This window comes from Halobellus clavatus (assembly GCF_900107195.1).
Lineage (GTDB): Archaea > Halobacteriota > Halobacteria > Halobacteriales > Haloferacaceae > Haloquadratum > Haloquadratum clavatum.
This window is the reverse complement of sequence record NZ_FNPB01000001.1, coordinates 481,822-498,959: the sequence shown is the minus strand read 5'-3', so window position 1 is coordinate 498,959 and position 17,138 is coordinate 481,822. Positions and strand designations below refer to the sequence as shown.

General features: G+C 57.3%; 15 protein-coding genes and 1 tRNA gene. 6 read left to right on the top strand and 10 right to left on the bottom strand.

Features of this window, described 5'->3' with window-relative positions; translation table 11 throughout:
- Positions 1-53: 53 nt before the first annotated feature.
- Positions 54-878, top strand: coding sequence for a ZIP family metal transporter (locus tag BLU74_RS02465; protein ID WP_089764768.1), 825 nt, complete (start codon positions 54-56; stop codon positions 876-878).
- Between the two features lie 82 nt (positions 879-960).
- Positions 961-1,119, top strand: a complete 159-nt coding sequence (locus tag BLU74_RS18765) for a hypothetical protein (protein WP_175454542.1) — start codon at positions 961-963, stop codon at positions 1,117-1,119.
- A gap of 56 nt (positions 1,120-1,175) precedes the next feature.
- Here BLU74_RS18765 and BLU74_RS02460 read toward each other — a convergent pair whose 3' ends face one another.
- From BLU74_RS02460 to BLU74_RS02450, 3 genes are all read right to left on the bottom strand, one after another.
- Positions 1,176-1,499: an ASCH domain-containing protein gene (locus tag BLU74_RS02460; RefSeq protein WP_089764765.1), complete on the bottom strand. Its 324-nt coding sequence runs from the start codon at positions 1,497-1,499 to the stop codon at positions 1,176-1,178.
- 253 nt (positions 1,500-1,752) lie between these two features.
- On the bottom strand, positions 1,753-2,412 hold the full coding sequence (locus tag BLU74_RS02455; RefSeq protein WP_139175589.1) for a hypothetical protein: 660 nt from the start codon (positions 2,410-2,412) through the stop codon (positions 1,753-1,755).
- Positions 2,413-2,680: 268 nt separating this feature from the next.
- Complete coding sequence (locus BLU74_RS02450; protein WP_089764761.1) at positions 2,681-2,980, bottom strand: hypothetical protein; 300 nt, start codon at positions 2,978-2,980, stop codon at positions 2,681-2,683.
- 131 nt (positions 2,981-3,111) lie between these two features.
- Here BLU74_RS02450 and BLU74_RS02445 point away from each other — a divergent pair, with 131 nt between their 5' ends.
- Positions 3,112-3,642 carry a hypothetical protein gene (locus tag BLU74_RS02445; RefSeq protein WP_089764759.1) on the top strand — a complete coding sequence of 177 codons (531 nt, stop codon included), beginning with the start codon at positions 3,112-3,114 and terminating at the stop codon, positions 3,640-3,642.
- Between the two features lie 135 nt (positions 3,643-3,777).
- Here BLU74_RS02445 and BLU74_RS02440 read toward each other — a convergent pair whose 3' ends face one another.
- Positions 3,778-4,815: a tyrosine-type recombinase/integrase gene (locus BLU74_RS02440; protein WP_217635326.1), complete on the bottom strand. Its 1,038-nt coding sequence runs from the start codon at positions 4,813-4,815 to the stop codon at positions 3,778-3,780.
- Positions 4,816-5,496: 681 nt separating this feature from the next.
- Here BLU74_RS02440 and BLU74_RS02435 point away from each other — a divergent pair.
- Both BLU74_RS02435 and BLU74_RS02430 read left to right on the top strand, forming a co-directional pair.
- On the top strand, positions 5,497-5,730 hold the full coding sequence (locus BLU74_RS02435) for a winged helix-turn-helix domain-containing protein (protein ID WP_089764756.1): 234 nt from the start codon (positions 5,497-5,499) through the stop codon (positions 5,728-5,730).
- Positions 5,731-5,795: 65 nt separating this feature from the next.
- Positions 5,796-8,309, top strand: coding sequence for an AAA family ATPase (locus tag BLU74_RS02430; protein WP_089764754.1), 2,514 nt, complete (start codon positions 5,796-5,798; stop codon positions 8,307-8,309).
- 35 nt (positions 8,310-8,344) lie between these two features.
- On the opposite strand, the gene BLU74_RS02425 is transcribed toward BLU74_RS02430, so the two are convergent.
- The 5 genes from BLU74_RS02425 to BLU74_RS02410 form a co-directional block, all read right to left on the bottom strand.
- Positions 8,345-10,384, bottom strand: a complete 2,040-nt coding sequence (locus BLU74_RS02425) for a DUF8148 domain-containing protein (protein ID WP_089764752.1) — start codon at positions 10,382-10,384, stop codon at positions 8,345-8,347.
- A 578-nt stretch (positions 10,385-10,962) separates the two neighbouring features.
- Positions 10,963-11,298 (bottom strand): hypothetical protein, encoded by a 336-nt coding sequence (locus BLU74_RS18355; protein ID WP_139175587.1) that lies wholly within the window; start codon positions 11,296-11,298, stop codon positions 10,963-10,965.
- A 200-nt stretch (positions 11,299-11,498) separates the two neighbouring features.
- Positions 11,499-11,573 (bottom strand) — tRNA-Ile (locus BLU74_RS02420).
- 261 nt (positions 11,574-11,834) lie between these two features.
- Positions 11,835-13,394: a class I adenylate-forming enzyme family protein gene (locus BLU74_RS02415; RefSeq protein WP_089764750.1), complete on the bottom strand. Its 1,560-nt coding sequence runs from the start codon at positions 13,392-13,394 to the stop codon at positions 11,835-11,837.
- Between the two features lie 18 nt (positions 13,395-13,412).
- Positions 13,413-14,495: an amidohydrolase family protein gene (locus tag BLU74_RS02410; RefSeq protein WP_089764747.1), complete on the bottom strand. Its 1,083-nt coding sequence runs from the start codon at positions 14,493-14,495 to the stop codon at positions 13,413-13,415.
- A 108-nt stretch (positions 14,496-14,603) separates the two neighbouring features.
- On the opposite strand from BLU74_RS02410, the gene BLU74_RS02405 reads away from it, so the two are divergent.
- Positions 14,604-15,512, top strand: coding sequence for an EamA family transporter (locus BLU74_RS02405; protein ID WP_175454541.1), 909 nt, complete (start codon positions 14,604-14,606; stop codon positions 15,510-15,512).
- 57 nt (positions 15,513-15,569) lie between these two features.
- On the opposite strand, the gene BLU74_RS02400 is transcribed toward BLU74_RS02405, so the two are convergent.
- Entirely contained in the window at positions 15,570-17,138 is a 1,569-nt protein-coding gene (locus BLU74_RS02400) for a class I adenylate-forming enzyme family protein (protein WP_089764742.1), read from the bottom strand.

Sequence of the window (17,138 nt, the reverse complement as noted above, 5' to 3'; positions counted from 1 at the left end):
ACGGTCCCCGGGGTCGCGCTCGCGGGGCGAACAGTCCCCACTGGGCCGCGACGATGATCGAGTCGGTCTTCGTCCGGTGGTTCGGCTCGAATCCGGTCGTCCACGGCCTCGTCGGCGGACTCGTCATCGCCGGGATGAACCTCGTCGGTGCGTCGCTCATCTTCGTCTGGCGGGACCCCTCCGAACGGGCGCTCGACGGTGCGCTCGGCTTCGCCGCGGGGGTGATGCTCGCCGCCAGTTTCACGAGCCTCATCATCCCGGGGATCGAGACCTACGCCGGCGGCGACCCGATTCCGGTCCTCGCCGGCGTGCTCTTGGGTGCGCTGTTTCTGGATCGCTCCGATATGCTCGTCCCGCACGCGCACTTTCTCTTGACTGGCCGCCGGCGAGCGGACGCCGCCGACCCGAGCGAGTCCCTCCCGGTTGATGACCGACTCGCCCCGGTGATCCTGTTCGTCCTGGCGATCACGCTCCACAATATGCCCGAGGGGCTCGCTGTCGGCGTCGGATTCGGCAGCGGCGACGTCGCCGGCGCGATTCCGCTGATGCTCGCGATCGGCATCCAGAACATCCCCGAGGGACTCGCGGTCTCGATCGCGGCAGTCAACGCCGGTCTCGATCGCCGGAGGTACGCCGTCTTCACTGGCATCCGGTCGGGACTCGTCGAGATTCCGCTCGCTGTCCTCGGCGCGTACGCGGTCCAGACGGTCTCGGCGCTGCTCCCCTACGCGATGGGCTTTGCCGCCGGCGCGATGTTGTTCGTGATCAGCGACGAGATCGTACCCGAGACGCACACCGGCGGTCACGAACGCGTCGCAACTCTCGGGACCATCGCGGGGGTCATCGTGATGCTGTATCTGGACATCTCGCTGGGCTGAGGATCAGCCCCTCGACCCGACCCCGACGTCCGCAATCGGCAAAAAGCGTTAATTGTTAGCACACCTTTCGAACGCCTGGGCGATGTGCCACTACAGTGACCGCCCGCGCGAACCGACGCACGAATCGCTCGAAGAACTGCTCGCGGAGCATACGACTGAAGACGAAGCGGAAGAGGACCCCGGCTTCACCGAGATGGAGGAGGCCGAGGACGTCGAGATCGTCACCGACGGCGGCGAGTGAGCGCTCGGGTTCTCGGAGACGCTCACGCCCCGTCGTGGCCGCTCCGTCCCGAGACTTCACTCGCGCTTCTCGAACTGGTAGGTCAGTACCTCGTCGCTGTCGTCCCACTCGAAGGTCCCCGGATGCACGTGTTCCATCCGCTGTTTGTACGCCGCCAGTGATTCGGACCCTTCCCGCTGTGCGTCGGCGTCGGTGAAGTCGCCAAGCGTCCGGTGTTCGACGCTCGTCACCTCGAACGTCTCGCCATCAATCTCGAAGGTGTCACCCTCCTCGGCGTAGCGGTTGCTCGCTCCGCGGGTCAACTGTGTCACGGTTCCATCGAGGACGGACTGTTGGACGCGCTCGTTCGGCAGCAGGTCGCTGACGTCGATCTCCGACATACTCCCGCATATGTGAGTCGTGACCAAAACGTCGTCGCGTCTCGCTCGTCGCACGACTCGAACGCAGCGAGGCGTCGGGTGACTCGTCGTCCCTCCGCTGTGGTCTCTACGGGACTCGCTCTCTCCCGTGATGACGGGTCTTGCCCAGGCCCGTCGTGTTCGAATCCGTCCTCGAATTGCACGTTGTGTCCGGACGGAGACTCGGGTGCACCTCCCGTGTCCTCGATCTTTCCGCAGTCCCAGAGACGGGGAGTCACTGATCGGCTAGCGCATTCCCTGTAACTACAAAGTCGGTGATGAGCAGCTGCACGTAGTATTTCTGGAACCGCTGATAGCCAAAGAAAAAGACGATCAGTAATCCGAGACACAGCGCAGACAACGTGCTGGACGGATACTGGGTCGGGAATATCGCATAGATCACGATCAGCGCCGGAAAGACAAGTAGCACTCCTCGGGACAATATGTAGATTCCTAACAAAGTCTGAGACAGCCCGTACTGAGATTGGAGAACCGTGCTGAGTACTAAATTGTAGAAATCGGCCAAATTATCTTTCACATTTTCTCTCTCGGTGTCGTACTGACTCTCCAGTATCGAGTAGAATACCTTCGTACTCTCCTCGCTCAATTTCTCCGGATCGCGAAGTATCTCTTCGAAGACCTCCTTGTGGCCCTTCATCACGCCTCGCTGGACTAGAACGGCCTCTCCTGTTCTGGTGAGTATGTATACGATTATCCCGAGAAAGAACGAGAGTAGAAGCGAGATCACGACAGCAGATATCCGGAAGTTCGTGATCTGGGAACCCACCGGATAGATTGGCCACAGTCCAAGCAGCAACACGAAGCCGGACATAATTATCGCGATAGTCACCTGATTCAACAGCGCCGGAAACGGCCGATCATCCATCGTCGTCACCACTCAAGACAAGCACGGGGTACGAACAAATTTTTTATAAATATGTGGATCGGGCTCCGTCGAGCTACCGGCTCCCAACTCGCCAGGCTGTTGCGTCATCTACGGCTGGCCGCGCCCCGTGACGCTGACATCACCGCGCGTCTCGAGATCGGCCCCCGGGTTCCGCCTCCGTATTGGAGAGGCCGCCGTCGTCGGGGTGGGAAACCGGAGCGGGAGACGACCGTCGCGATAGCACGCAGCCGAGCGTGTCACAGCGAGACGCTCGCGATCAGGTGCCCGTGCCGCTGTTGTTCCCGTTTCCGTTGCTAGTTCCATTCGCGTTTCCGTTCCGATTTTCACTGCCGCCACTGTTCCCGTTGGCGCCGCCCTTGGCACCCGGTGGGTTACGCAGGAACGGTTCGAAGTCCACAGTCCCGACAACGTCGCTTTGTTCGTCGCCGTCGGCATCCTGATTGAACGCCGCTTCCTCGGGGCCGGCCGGAGCTCCCCAGTAGTCGTTCTTCGCGTCGACGACGGGGTCGTCTGATGGATCCCGACTGCTGCCGTCAGTCCCGTTCCGGGTGTTCACCCCACTGCGACGAGGAACTGGTTCGCTCGGAATCTGACACCGCCACCGTCGCCGTCGGTGCAGCTGGCGATACTAGCGGATCGCCGTCGCTGACCGACCCGGTTTTTGTTTCTCCCCGCTGTATCCCCCGTGTGGCATCGACGACGCACTACGAGGAGACTCAGTACTTTCGGCAGACCTGGCTGTGGGCACTGCTGGTGATCGGGGGCGTGCCCGCCGCGCTGCTGGGTGTCACGGCCGTCGTCACCGACGCCGACGCCGGCACCAACGTCCCGCTGTGGACCGGAATCATCCTCGCACTCGTCGTCGGACCGTTCGTCGTCCTCTCCCGCGCGAACCTCCGAATCGAAGTCCGTGATACCGGCTTGCGACTGCGCCTGTGGCCGTTTCACCTCCGTGCGCGGACGGTCCCCTACGCAGACATCGCCTCGATCACTGCCACGGAGATCTCCCCGCTGGGCGAGTTCGGGGGCGTGGGCGTGCGACTCCAGCCCACGGTCTCTCGCTGGGGCGTTCGATTCGACGGCCCGCTCGGCTACATCGTCGAGGGGACGCAAGCCGTCCGGATCGAACGAGACGGCGGGCGGACGCTCGTCGTGACCTCGGTTGATCCCCACGCGCTGGTCCGAGCCGTCGGACGGGTCGGCGGAATCGACGAGTGAGGCGAACGCGACTCAGACCGTCGATATCCGCTCCAAACCGGCGGGTTTCTGATGGGCCCTGACGGGAGCGCAGTACTGCGATTCCACTACCTCTCACTTGTCTACTGTACTCCTGACGGTTCGAAGTTTGATCGGTCATAGGTCTCTGAGGTAATCGCGTCGCTGCTCTGCTTTCTCGCGAGCACTCCGCCGGTCGTAGTGCTCGTCGAGGATGTCGCTACTCGCGTTCAGTCGGTCGGAGACAACCCGCCGGGGTACGTCGCTGCGCCGGTAGGCGGTCACCCGTCCGCTCCGTACGTCATGCGGAGATCGAGACGAGGGGCACTTACTGGCGTGTACCAACTCGGTCGCCTCACAAGCATTTACGTCCCTGTCGTGGGGGCACTCGGCACCACGCCAGCAGGGACGAGTTACTCGATACACTGCATCTCGGAAGGTCGTCAGAGACGGTCTCCCGTATTCGGTGGTAAACAGCGGATGACGGCCGTGATCGTCGCGAACGTCATCACGCTTACCGTCGATGTAGTCTTGGAGAACCCGAGCCACGTTCGGGCTGATTGCATTCCACCGCTCGCCGTTCTCCTTGTTCTTCAGTGGCGTGTCGGTCTCTGGTCGGTGTCGGAACTGGATGCCTGGTCGATCGTTACTGAGATCAACATCGGCCAAATCCAGCGAGCGAATCGCACCGACTCGTGAGCCGGTGTGCCACATCAAGAGGAGAATCCCGTGTGTGCGGCTCGCGTAGTGATAGCGATTCAGATACTCCAGAATCTCGCCCGCTCGATCTGGGTCGAGCGTCGTATCACTCACGTTCTGGCCGCCGCTCACAGTCGGGAGCGGAACGTCCTCGCGGAGACTTTCACGTACTGCGTCGACCTCCTCGGCGAAGCGAAGGAACGCACGGAGTGTCGAGAGCTGACCCCGAAGAGTCACCTGTTCGATCGGCTCTCGGCCTTCGCCGTGACCTTCTCGACGCCAGACGCGGAACTGGTAGAGATCGCGGCCGTCGAGATCGTTCAGGTTGTTCAAGTTTTCCTCCTCGCACCACTGGAGGAACGATTGAAGACGGTACTTCTGTCCGCTCAGGGTTTCCTTGCTCAACTCGTCACGCCGAGCTTCGAGGTACATCTCGATTCCCTCAGCGGGGGAGAGGGGTTGGAGTTCGTCTGTCATCTTAGGCAGCTCCGATATCAAACGGTGACGTGCGAAATCGCCTATAATACAGCTTAACCCGGGTGAAAGTAGTCGATCCTACGCAGTGTTCCGATTTTTTTCTAAATTGCTGACCACTTTCACTAAGACTGGGATTTCTCCGAGATCGAGACGGCTGTCTGAGGATCATCGGTTCTCCAGCGGATCCCATACGGCGTGATCAGGATGCGTCTCAGCGAGATGAGCGAAGTAGCCCCGAATCATCCGGGACTGGAAGGACAGCTCTTCGGGAGCTATGGGTTTGATGACCTCGCCGCACTCCTTACAGAAGCGCCAACCAGAGAGAATTTGCGCGCATCGCTCACAGACTGCAGTCTGTCGTTTCGCATCAATCCCGTCTGCGTAACTCCCGCAGTAAGAACACGTCCCGTCGGAGTTTTCACTAAGCAATACGTCCGAACGTCTGGGGCTGGAAGGCCCCGCTGTGGTTCCGTGCATTTGCACTCCTGGGAACCACCTCTAAGGGTCGCGCCTCACCGCGACCCCTCATCACACCGCCCGACAAATCTTCAGTAGCCAACTCTGTGGCTCCACTTAGAACGTTTCGCACGAAGTGTGTTAAATCTTCGTACTAATTAGAACGACCTAATTAGAACACATCAGGGAGAAACGTCTTTCCGGACGTGAAATAGTTTAACATTAATGGCATCTGAAAGCGGGGATCCTGAGTGGCTAACCGAATTAGATCGCGATATCTTGGAAGTTCTATCTAAGGGTTTGGTCTTAACTCCTAGTCTAATCGCTGAAAACATCGACCGATCTAGAACGGGAGTCAATCAGCGATTGAGTTCACTGCAAGCAGGTGGTTTAGTTAAAAAAGTGGATCGAGGAAAGTACAAAATAACGGAGGATGGTAATAAAACCATTTCCACATAATTTTTATTAATTATATAAGATTTTCAATAATAGGGTTTTTACGGGTATCGAGACACCTGTTTGATATGAATAGAGTGGGAAATCCCTATAACCACCAGGATTCTGTGCGAAATCCAGAATATTTTGTGGGCAGAGACAATGAACTTGAAAAGATTGAGTATGAACTAGGTCAAGCACTTACCGACCGACCCCAATTCAGGAATATCGGTATCACGGGGGCAGAAGGATCTGGTAAAACTAGTCTAGGGAATATGGTAGAGAAGAAATGTAAGGATATGAATATTCTTCCGGTCTTTGTTAGACTCAATAAAGCGAATGCTTCAGATGAAGTTTCCTTATTTAAAGAATTAATTGACGAGGTAACGAAGGCAATTGGTGGATCGACTAGAGAAGGGTATATTCAAAAATTAGCAGGGAAGACTGATCAAGTTGAGCTCGACTTAAACTTTGTAAGGGTATATCTTAGTCCAGATAGTAATGATTCTGCTGAGCAGAACGTTTCTGAAGGTATTGTTCGAGGGACACTACAAGAACTCATTAGGGAAGCACAAGAATCCTCAATCGCGATTATAGTCGATAACGCTCAACATCTATCAACAAACGAGGTAGTTCTTCAGAGGCTTAAAAACATATTTGGAGATATTGAAGGTTATAATCTAGTACTTGTTGGTACTGAAGATACATTTTCAAATATTACTGATGCCTTTTCTCCTGTTGCTCGGATGTTTACAAAAGTAGAATTGGAACCGTTTGAATCGCTTGAAGAAACAAAAGCCTGCTTGATTAAGCCGCTTCCTCCAGAAGAATCTGATCTAATCTCAGACCAGACAGTGAGGGAAATTCATCAATTGACTGAGGGACGACCCTATGAAATTAATCTCATAGCCGACTATATGTATAGAAGGTATAGAAGTAACGACTATGATGAAATAAAGTTAACTCCTGAAGTAATCGATACGGTAATCGAACAAATGGATACTTGGAGACGTTCAGTTTACGGTGGTTTATGTGATGAAATATCTAGTCTGGATGATCGTGAACTGAAGCTAGTCATCTCCTCAATTGAGTGCCCTAGTATCCATCGCGATTGGCTTGTTAATTATCATATCCTATCGAACTTTAAAAAATACCGATCAAAAAGCTTTGATGATGTCTCGGATGTACTGGATGCAACTCTCGACTCGTTGATTAGTAAGGGGATCTTGGAGGAAAACGAAGATAGTAGTATTTCTTTTTCCGGTGGAATTTACGAAATGGCCTATACAAAATATCTCGCATACTCAACAGGGACTCTTGAGCAGCTTGGAGGGACATCATTAGATAGTAAATCAGCGCTGCTAGCAAATATTGCTTATCAGCTTGACTCATTATTAACTTCCTTCGCGGACGACCAGTATATCTACTCACTATCCCCAGACTCTTCTGAATATACTTCATATAGCTTATCATATACAGAAAATAGCGAAGCAGCACGGGATGAACGGGACAATGTACTAAGCGAACTATATGTTTCTGTCAGAGATCATCGTGGTCAGTATGAAAAGAGTTCTATATCACACCAATCGCATTCACACAATAATAAAATAACTGATATAAGATGTAACGTTGAATGGTTAGATAGTGGTCTCCTACTTTTTGTACACTCTCAGAATGATGAACAAGAGACCAGACTATTGGAGAAAGTTGAAGAAATATCGAATGATCTCAACAAATTCGGTTACAATCTGGTGACTCCTGGCGATTCTACATTATTATCAAACGCCGTTGAATTAGCGCAAAATCACCAGTACGATGAAGCGCTCGATATCGTGGATGAAGTAATTAACCGAAATGAAGATCTTCCAGAAGCGTGGGAGTTAAAAGCAGAATTTGAGTATTATAAGGATTCTGTTGAGAAGAGTTTAGAAACTGTACGAAGAGTTATCGAAATGCGTCCAAATTATACAGACGCGTATCTGCTACAAAGTCAGATTTTATTTGATACTGAAAGACATCAAGATGCTATCGAATCTCTTAGACAAGCCACTTCGTTTGACAGGAGTAGTCCAGATATATGGGCTGCGTCCTGTCATATGCTTGCAAACAATGAGATGTATGATGAGGCTATTGAATTCGGAATGAAAGGAAAAGAAGTTGATGAAGATAATCTACACGTTATGTATCATATCGCAGATGCACATATCAAACAAAATAATCCTGAAAAGGCAAGTAGTGTTGCTTATCAAATGAAAGAAAGAATTAGCACAATAAAAGATGACTCAAACGACGTCGATTATCCAGAAATAGATGAATGGGAAAACCAAGCGCATCACATCTTTGCACAAGTAGAAAAGGTAAGAGAGAATTATGTTCGGGCCGTGAAAATATACCGAAGCAATATCTCACATACTAGACTTGGTGGTCTTTATCAGGATTGGGCGGTTTGTGAACTTGAAGCAGGCAATGAGGAGGAGTGTTTGGATTGTATAAGGAAAATGCTACAAGTAGAAAATAAAGAAAACGTCAAGAAAAGTATTAGGGAATCTGACGAATTCAGCGAATTAGAGAATAATAGTGAATTTGCGGAAATAATAGACTAAGGAAGGCTTGCAGGCTGCTGTTCTGATCTAGATGATCAATTGTTGATCATAGTGGGGGGTGGTCGATCAGAATCTCCAGAAAGTGATATAATCTCCGAGGAGTTGTTACAGATTTCCATATTCTTAAGAGAAAAGGAAGCCGAAGTGTTCACTGGCATATCCCAGTATGAATATGCACCAAGATAGTCAACAGACACCCAGTAATCTGTATGCACTTCCCGAAGCGTTGACTGCGCCCGACCAGATTCGGTGAGTTCGTTGAGATCGGGCTCGTGAACCCACGTCTCAGCGTATTCACGAGAGAGTTCGAGAATTGTATCCTGCGAAGCCCACTCAGCGGCTTCCCGAGGCCCACCTTCTAGTTCGGCCTCCTCAGGGTCAATCGCTCGCTCAATATCTCGAGAGGTCGACCAGAACTGCTTGTCGGTCGCCCAGTAGAGCGCCAGTTTCCAGACGGCCTCTTTCGAGTCGTCTTCTCCAGAAGTGAGCGTCTTCCGGTCCTCAAAGGACTCAGCAACGTTAGAGAGCGCCCCATATGTTGCGCTCAAGTACTTTCCGAGATAGGAACCGGCCGTCTTCTGAAAGATAATCTCATCATCGCCTTCCATATCTACGAGATCGTGCTGTCCGGCGCGTTCGGCGGCCTCTTCGCGGGAGAGATCGTTCTCTCCGTATCGGTACCAGTCGACCCATCCCTCAGAAGAATTGAACCGCACGCCGTTGAGATCGTGCTCTCGCCGGTACCAGTTGAGAATCGTATCCTCGGTACACTCTTGGACGAAGGTCGATGCTCCGAGGTCGTCGAGCGAGGATCCAACGAAGGGTACCAGATCCAGGAGACCGTCGTCGGGATCGTCCGGATCACCAGCTGGGCGGAGATCGTCGCGGAACACGAGCGGGCGAACGTCGACGACCGAGCCCTGGTCGTAGTCGGACCACTTCTTCGACAGCTCTCCTTTGTCGATCAGCCACGGCATCCTGTCGGATTCACGCCGTGGAGGGTCGAAATAGAGCGTATGCAGGTGGGGCAGACCGCCAGAAGCGAATTCGAGGACCTTCAGATAGTCGAGCGTTTCACGGGGTCGACCGGTGACCTCGCTATCTAAATCCGGACGCCAGCCAGAAACGCTCGATTCTCGCGTGTCGTCTTTTGTCGACGGATCCGACGAGAGGTACTGTTGAAGCCGGTGGAAGTTCGGATTGATGTTCTGTATCGAATCGAGCAGGGAGTCGTGCCGTTTAGGATCCGTTGTGAGCGTCGTGAAGGCCGCCGTAGCGCCCGGCTCAGCGCGTGCGTCCAGCGCATCCTGGAGGCGAGCGAACGATCGGCCGTGCCGATCCTCGGAGTTGAACCGCGTTTTGTACTCCTTGGTCATCCGGCGCGTCTCGGTTCCTTTCCGGGAGCGAACGTGAACATCAAAGGCCAGTCGGTAATCGTCGATGCGCCGAATGTAACGAAGAAGTCCCTCGGCGGAGGCCGACTTCTGAGCGTCTGAAAGGTGCGAATCCACGGCAGACAGCATTCTACGGACGAAAGCCCGATCCGAGATGGTCCCATCGTCCGGGCTCTCTGTTTCACTAATGCCTGACGAAATCAAGTCAAGAAGCCGCAGTGTCGGGTGGACGGTAGTTGTCGAGCCAGAGGATTCGAGACGTACGAAACCGGCCTCTTCAGCGGCTTTCGTGAATCTATATGTAAACTGATACTCCGAATCACTGCCGTCGAGCTGATCGACGGTCGAAGTTTTCTCTGAGATCTTATCGAGCGCAGCGTCGTGACGCTCTTCCGCGTTGTACCAGTCGAGATCAGCGAAACCGACCGTGTTTCGCCAGGGATCCGTCCCGTAGAGTCTGACTCCATATAGGCCGACGTGAACAAGACGAGAGCGTATGATGCCCTCTGGATGTTCTGCAACCAATTGGAGAAGACGTGCGCGGTCCTCGTCGCGATCAGTGTATGATCCGTCGAGTAGTTGGCCACGGCCGAGCAAGCCCTCTGACTCCAACTCTTCGAGAAGGTAGTCCCTGAGGGAAGATGTGTTACATCCGTCGGAGATGGAGCCAGCGGTACTCATCAGTGTAGTAGCGACTCACGAAGGGCGTGCGACTGATCCGATACCGGACCAGTCGAATTAGTCACTGGATGACTCCGAGGCGTCGACAGCAACGGCACCGCGCCGCACCGCATCTCGTTTGCCGCCGCCCTCCGGTCGGCGGCGTGCGCGCCTCCGGACCCCCATGTGAGGGGGTCCTCCGCCGCTTGCGGTGGATTTCACACCACCATCCGAGGAGTCGGGAGACGGGTGGGTAGTGTCGCGGCGTTCGAGTTGTTGAGCCATCAGCCAGATCGGGTGAGGTCCGCGCTCACGGTATCGGCCGACGAAATCGAACTCCTCGATCGGATGATACCACGATCGACAGGCAGGTTCGACGCCGAACAGAAACCGAAAGCGTCCGATGTGCTCGTCAAGAGAAGGCATCGCAAGACACGACCAGCACTGTCGGAACTGTGCTGCTGCCGAATCCTTGTGATTTGCACAGCCGTGGGAGCACTGGGTACAGAAGTAGTGAACCCAGTTATCCAGATTAGGGACTATCGCGTTGCCCGGTTTGACAACCCGATCTTGTAGATTTTGAGCGATGCTGTTGGAGTTCACGGCTCATCACCTTTGGTAGTGAGAAGGAACCCGACCGGGCGTTCGACAGCCTCTACTTTGTCACCGGGACTTACGTTTAGAGGCTCTAAAGCGGGAGTAAAGAGCTTCGTTTGGAGGATACCACCGGAATCATAGACACTGTATTCAGCAAGAATCGTAGCTGACGACTGGTGAGATGCAGGAACAACTAGAACATCTCCTTGGAAGTCCAGTGCTTTGATTCCATCCTTGTGTTCCAGTTCAAGGTACTCGAAGGGTGCCGCAGAGACGGCGAGCTGAAGGTGACCACTGTTCGGTTCTCCAACAGTGTATTCTCCGAGAGTGGAGCTCACGTCGGATCACCTCCCGACCGGCGCGCGACAGACGGCGAATCGGCTCGCGAGTTTGCTCCACGGCGGAGGCCCCCAACAGGCGAACAGTTGACATTCGTCTCAGAGGGGGTTATCTGATGGTAGTTGAAACGCCGAGATTGGTGTCTACAAGCCTTGTAAAACCGATTTATTGAACGGCTCGAAAACGCGGGTTCTCTGGATGGGCCCTGACGGATTCGAACCATCGACCACTCGGTTATGAGCCGAGCGCTCTAACCAGACTGAGCTAAGGGCCCGTGAACTACGGTTCCGCTGTCTCCCTCTTAGACGTTACCGTTGGGACCGCCCGACGATGTGACGGCACCGACAGTCATCTCAGTACCCAACTGACTGCTGTGAATCCTACTCGAACTAGTAGTTCTCGATTCATATAATTTATTTTTAATACAGCTAAATATCTAAGAAAATCACTGAATCGACAGAGATCTACACTGAATAGTCAAATATTATTTAGATAAAAAATCTGTTCTATATATTTGAATGATGGTTCTACTGCTTCACTCGATCGTCGAGCGGGCTCCCTGTCGGTCCAGTTTGTTCGTGGCCGTCCGCGGGAGCGGTTCGTCGCGGAAGTGATACGCCCGCGGTCGCTCGTACCGCGCGAGTTCGTCGCTCTCGAGGCACCACTCGTCGAGTTCCGCGGCGGTCAGTTCCGGATCTCCACGGTGGACGACGGCGGTCACCTTCTCGCCGTACTCCTCGTCGTCCACCCCGACGACCGCCGACGCTTCGACGTCGGGATGCGCGTCGAGTCGCTCCTCGATCGGCACCGGCGAGATCTTGATCCCCTTCGAGAGGATCACGAAATCGCTCCGCCCCTCCAAGAAGAGATACCCCTCGTCGTCCTTGTAGCCGAGGTCGCCGGAGTACCACCAGCCGTCCTCGAACGCCGCCTCGGTCGTTTCGGTGTCACCCCACGCCCACAGCGGGCAGTCCGGTCCCTTGACGATGACTTCGCCGACCTCGCCGGGCGGCTGTTCGGCGTCCGGCGGGCCGCCCTCCGGAACGATTCTGACCTGCGTGCCCACGGCGGGCTTTCCGACGCTCCCGATCCGCTCGTCGTCCATCTCCCGCTCGGAGATCGACGTCACCATCATCTCCGTGGCAGCGTAGGCGTTGTAGACGCGTTCGCAGACGTGGTCCCGCAGGCGTTCGAGCGTCGTCGCATCGAGTTGCTCACCGGCGGCGGTGATCCGCTCCAGCGATCCGAGGTCGTACGCCCCGAACGCGTCCAAATCGAGCACCTCGCGCCACATCGTCGGCACTAGCGTCGCCATCGTCTGCTCGCGCTCGTCGATGACGCGCAGATACGTCTCCGGGTCCCACGTGCGGAGGAAGCACGTCGCCGATGCCGTCAGCATCGCGGGCACGGTCCCGGTGAACCACGCCGCGAACGACGGCGAGAGGACCTGGACCCGTCGCGTCGTCCGACTGATGTTCAACGCCCCCATCAGTTTCACCCCGCGTAACACCGCCGCGCGGTTCGAGAGACACCACCCCTTCGGCTGCCCAGTCGTGCCCGACGTCCACACGACGCTGACGAGGTCCTCCTCGCGCGAGCGGACGTCCGGCTCGGTCGCCGGCTGTCCCGCCAGCGCCGATTCGATCGACGTCTCGTAGTCGGCGCGTGGGTCGCCCGTGGTGATTACCGCGTCGAGGTCCGTGGTGATGTCGCCGTAGACGCGCTCTTCGAAGAACTCGGAGAACTCCTCGTCTAAGACCACCACGCGCGGGCGGAGCCGATCGATGCAGTCGCGCATCGTCTCCGGCGACGAGCGGACGTGGAGGTTCGAGACCAGACAGCCGGCCTTCAGTCCGCCGTTCCACAGCGTGACGTGATCGACTGACCCCTCACAGACGAACGCGACGCGATCGCCCTGACCGACGTGCTCGCGAAGCGCGTTGGCCGCGCGGGCGCTCCGCTCGTCGAATGCGTCCCACGTGATCGACCGTCCGTCGACACCGTCGGCGAACGCTTCCCCGCTCGGATTGCTCTCGGCGGCGAGACTCGATAGCTCCCTGAGCGACGGAAGATCGACCCTGGCGGTGGTGTGCATCGACTTGGTGCCTCCGGCTCAGACGTCGATGTAGTTCCGGAACATCCGGTCGTCCTCGACCTCGATGTCGAAGAGCCGGACCGCGTTGCCGCCGAGGATGAGATTGAGTTCCTCCTGCGGCAGATCCTGTTCCATCGCGAACTTCTGGAGTTGGCGCAGACTCGGCCCCCAGTAGTCTGACTGGTGCGCGGGCAGTCCCCGCTCGTTGATCTGCTCCCAGTAGTAGGGCGGGTCCTCGTTCGGCTGGCTGTGTTCGACCATCGAGGCGCCCCAGTCGGTCCCCCACAGGATCTGCTCGATGCTGATGTTCGGATCGTTCAGCGGCTTCTTCATCAGTTCCGGCCAGTACAGACCGATCTCCAGGTACACGTCGTCGAACGTCGCGGCCACCTGACAACACTTCTCGACGTGGTGTTCCTGCCAGCCGGCCTGCATCCCACCGTGATCGAAGATGATCGGCACCTCGGGATACTCCGCTTTCATCTGTGAGGCGAGTGTCGGGTCCGACCAGTCGGGGAAGATGTTGAACAGGCCGTGCGCGCCGCCGTAGCCGGACACGTAGCCCGTGTGCCAGCGGACCGGAACCTCGTGATCGGCTGCCACGTCGAAGACGTGACGTATGTCCTTCTTCCGCTGGGACCACTCGACCGGCTCGGTCCGGGTGGGGTCCCCGCGGATTCCCTCGCCGGTCATCCGGAAGCCGTCCTTCGAGAGCCACTCGTCGAGTTCGGCGGCTGCGGCCTCCCAGGACCACTCCTCCTCGCCGCGGAGGGCCTTCTTCTTCGTCTGGACGGGCGCAGCAGCCGCGATGAACGTGTCTGGGTTCTCGTCGATGATCTGTTTGTTGATCTCGTTGGTCATCCCAAAACTCGGGAGCAGGACGGCCATATCGACGCCGTAGGTGTCCATATCGCGGAGCACCCGATCGGAGTTGTCGTAGACGATGACGTCGTCTTCGCCGTCGGACTCCTCGGCGGGGACGGCCATCTTCATCTTGTCCGGCAGGGTCTCGTACGCCGAGTCGTCGCCGTGGTCCTGGATCCGGACGGCGTGGCGCTGCGCGTGGCAGTGCGTTTCGACGATGAATCGTCCTAATTTCATATGGCCCTGAGTGTTCGGGGATCGTTCATAAACGTTCGGGTGAAATGGTGCAGTACACCCCACGCCACACCTCAACAACTATATCGCCCCTGGCGCAATGGGTCGACGATGGTCGTGGGCGCTCACCTCGCAGGGATTGGACTCGCGATCGGGGCGGCGGTCTGTTCTGCGGTCTCGAACCTCTCGGTACGGAAAGGAACCGAGGGCGGTCGCACCTCCGATGCGATTCTCCTCGTCGCCGTCTGCAACGTCGCGATCCTGCTGCCGATCGTCGCCGTCGTCTACTATCCGGACTACGGCCTGACGCGAACCTCCCTGCTGTCGTTCGTCGTTGCGGGGGTGTTGGGGACGCTGATCGGCCGCGCGCTGATGTTCACGAGCATCGACCGGATCGGCGCGAGCCGAACCGCGCCCATCATCGCCTCGTGGGCGCTGATCTCGACTGGACTCGGCGTCATCTTCCTCGACGAGACGCTCTCTCTCACCCACGGCGTCGGGGTGGTGCTCGTCGTCTCGGGCATCGCCGTCATCGCCTGGCGGACCAGCAACGACAACGCCGCAGCCCTCTCGCGGCGCGAACTCCTGATCGGCCTCTCGATTCCGTTTCTGGCTGCCGTCGCAGTCGGCTGGGAGCCCATCTTCGCGAACGTCGGCTTCGACGAGGGGACGCCGGCGCTGGTCGGCCTCTTGCTCAAGTCGATCGCCGCGGTCACGGGGATCGCCGGCTACCTGTGGTGGCGCGGTGCGCTGCCCGCAGCGACGACGCTCCGCGGGCAGAACGCCCAGTGGTTCGTCTTCGCCGGCGTCACGAACACGCTCTTCCTGCTCGGGTACTACGTCGCGCTCACGATCGCGCCGGTGAACGTGGTGAGTCCGCTGATCGTGACGAACACGCTGTTCGTCGTGGTCCTCTCGGCGCTGTTTATGCCCGAGCGCTTAGAGCGCGTCTCCTGGCAACTCCTCGCGGCGTCGGCCGTCGTCGTCGCGGGCGTCGCACTCATCACTGTCTCGGGGTGAGCACAAACGATTGTTCGGTCCCGTCGATAGCGCACGGACCGCGAAGTGACGCTCGCCTCAGCGCTCGGCTTCCAGTTGCTCTCTGATCGTCTGCCGATCGAGTTTGTCGCTGGAGGTCCGTGGGAGCGTCTCGTCGCGGAAGTGATACGTCCGCGGTCGCTCGAAGCGTGACAGCTTGTCACTCTCGAGACACCACTCGTCGAGTTCTTCGGCTGTCAGCTCCGGATCGCTCCGGGTGACGACGGCGGTCACCTTCTCGCCGTACTCCTCGTCATCGACGCCGACGACGCCGGTCTCGACGACGTCCGGATGGGTGTTGAGCCGCTCTTCGATAGGCGTCGGGAACACCTTGAGCCCCTTCGAGAGGATCATATTGTCGTCGCGACCCTCGATGTAGAGGTAGCCGTCCTCGTCTTTGTACCCGAGATCGCCCGAGTACCACCAGCCGTCCTGGAAGGCGTCGTCGGTTTTCGCCGTATCTCCCCACACCCACGCGGCCGAGTCGCTACTCTTGACGATCACTTCGCCGATCTTCCCGGGTTCCAGCACGTCGTCGGGATCGCCGCCCTCCTGAACCACTCGGATCTGGATGCCCAAGAGCGGTTTGCCGACGCTCTCGAGCCGATCGTCGCCGATCTCGTCGTTCGCGATGTTCGTCCCACAGGTCTCTGTCGCGGCGTACGACTGCGAGACGGTCTCGCAGATGTGCTCACGGAGGTTCGTCAGCGTCGTCGCATCGAGCGTCTCCCCCGCCGCCTCGATCTCCCGGAGGCTGCTCAGGTCGTACTCGTCTAGGTTCTCCAACCGGAGGATCTCACGCCACATCGTGGGCACGAGGTTCGCGGTCGTGATCGACCGTTCTTCGAGGCACTGCACGTACCGCTCGGGCTCCCAGTCGGGCAGGAAGTACGAGGAGGCGTTCGAGAGCAGCGCTGGCAGCGTCGTCGAGTACCACGCCGCGAACGACGGTGAAAACACGTTCGGCACTCGGGTCCGACGGGTCATTCCCTTCTTGTGGGCGAGTTTCGATCCCCGATGCATCAGGGCTCGGTTGGTGTGCGTCCAGCCCTTCGGCTCCCCGGTCGTCCCGGACGTCCAGATCACCGCGGCGGGATCGTCCGCACCGACGTTGACGTCGGGTTCTTCGGCCGGCTGGTCCGCCAGCAGATCGTCCATCGAGACCTCGTAGTCCGTCTGGGGTTCGCCCGTCGTCACGACGGCCGCGAGGTCCGTCGAGATCCGGTCGTAGACGTGCGCTTCGACGAACGCCGAGCGCGCCTCGTCGACGACGAGCACTCGCGGGCGGAGCGAGTCGATACAGGACCGCGTCGTCTCCGGCGATTCGCGAACGTGGAGGTTCGAAACGATACAGCCAGCCTTCAGCGCGCCGTTCCACAGCGTAACGTGCGAAACGCTCCCCTCACACAGGTACGCGACGCGATCGCCCTGACCGACGTGCTCGCGAAGCCCGTTCGCGGCCCGCTTGCTCCGCTCGTCGAACGTCGCCCAGGTGATCTCTCGCCCGTCGATCCCCTCGGCGTAGGCGACCTTGTTGGGGTTGTTCTCGACGGCGATGCTGGACAGTTCCCGGATGGTCGGCATCTCCGAGGTTGCGGACGACTCCAT

What these genes read in the sequence shown, in the direction of transcription:
- BLU74_RS02400 (WP_089764742.1), bottom strand. Translation starts at nt 17,138, where the DNA reads ATGGAGTCGTCCGCAACCTCGGAGATGCCGACCATCCGGGAACTGTCC.
- BLU74_RS02440 (WP_217635326.1), bottom strand. Translation starts at nt 4,815, where the DNA reads ATGACAGACGAACTCCAACCCCTCTCCCCCGCTGAGGGAATCGAGATG.
- BLU74_RS02410 (WP_089764747.1), bottom strand. Translation starts at nt 14,495, where the DNA reads ATGAAATTAGGACGATTCATCGTCGAAACGCACTGCCACGCGCAGCGC.
- BLU74_RS18765 (WP_175454542.1), top strand. Translation starts at nt 961, where the DNA reads ATGTGCCACTACAGTGACCGCCCGCGCGAACCGACGCACGAATCGCTC.
- BLU74_RS02460 (WP_089764765.1), bottom strand. Translation starts at nt 1,499, where the DNA reads ATGTCGGAGATCGACGTCAGCGACCTGCTGCCGAACGAGCGCGTCCAA.
- BLU74_RS02405 (WP_175454541.1), top strand. Translation starts at nt 14,604, where the DNA reads ATGGTCGTGGGCGCTCACCTCGCAGGGATTGGACTCGCGATCGGGGCG.
- BLU74_RS02435 (WP_089764756.1), top strand. Translation starts at nt 5,497, where the DNA reads ATGGCATCTGAAAGCGGGGATCCTGAGTGGCTAACCGAATTAGATCGC.
- BLU74_RS02430 (WP_089764754.1), top strand. Translation starts at nt 5,796, where the DNA reads ATGAATAGAGTGGGAAATCCCTATAACCACCAGGATTCTGTGCGAAAT.
- BLU74_RS02465 (WP_089764768.1), top strand. Translation starts at nt 54, where the DNA reads ATGATCGAGTCGGTCTTCGTCCGGTGGTTCGGCTCGAATCCGGTCGTC.
- BLU74_RS02425 (WP_089764752.1), bottom strand. Translation starts at nt 10,384, where the DNA reads ATGAGTACCGCTGGCTCCATCTCCGACGGATGTAACACATCTTCCCTC.
- BLU74_RS02415 (WP_089764750.1), bottom strand. Translation starts at nt 13,394, where the DNA reads ATGCACACCACCGCCAGGGTCGATCTTCCGTCGCTCAGGGAGCTATCG.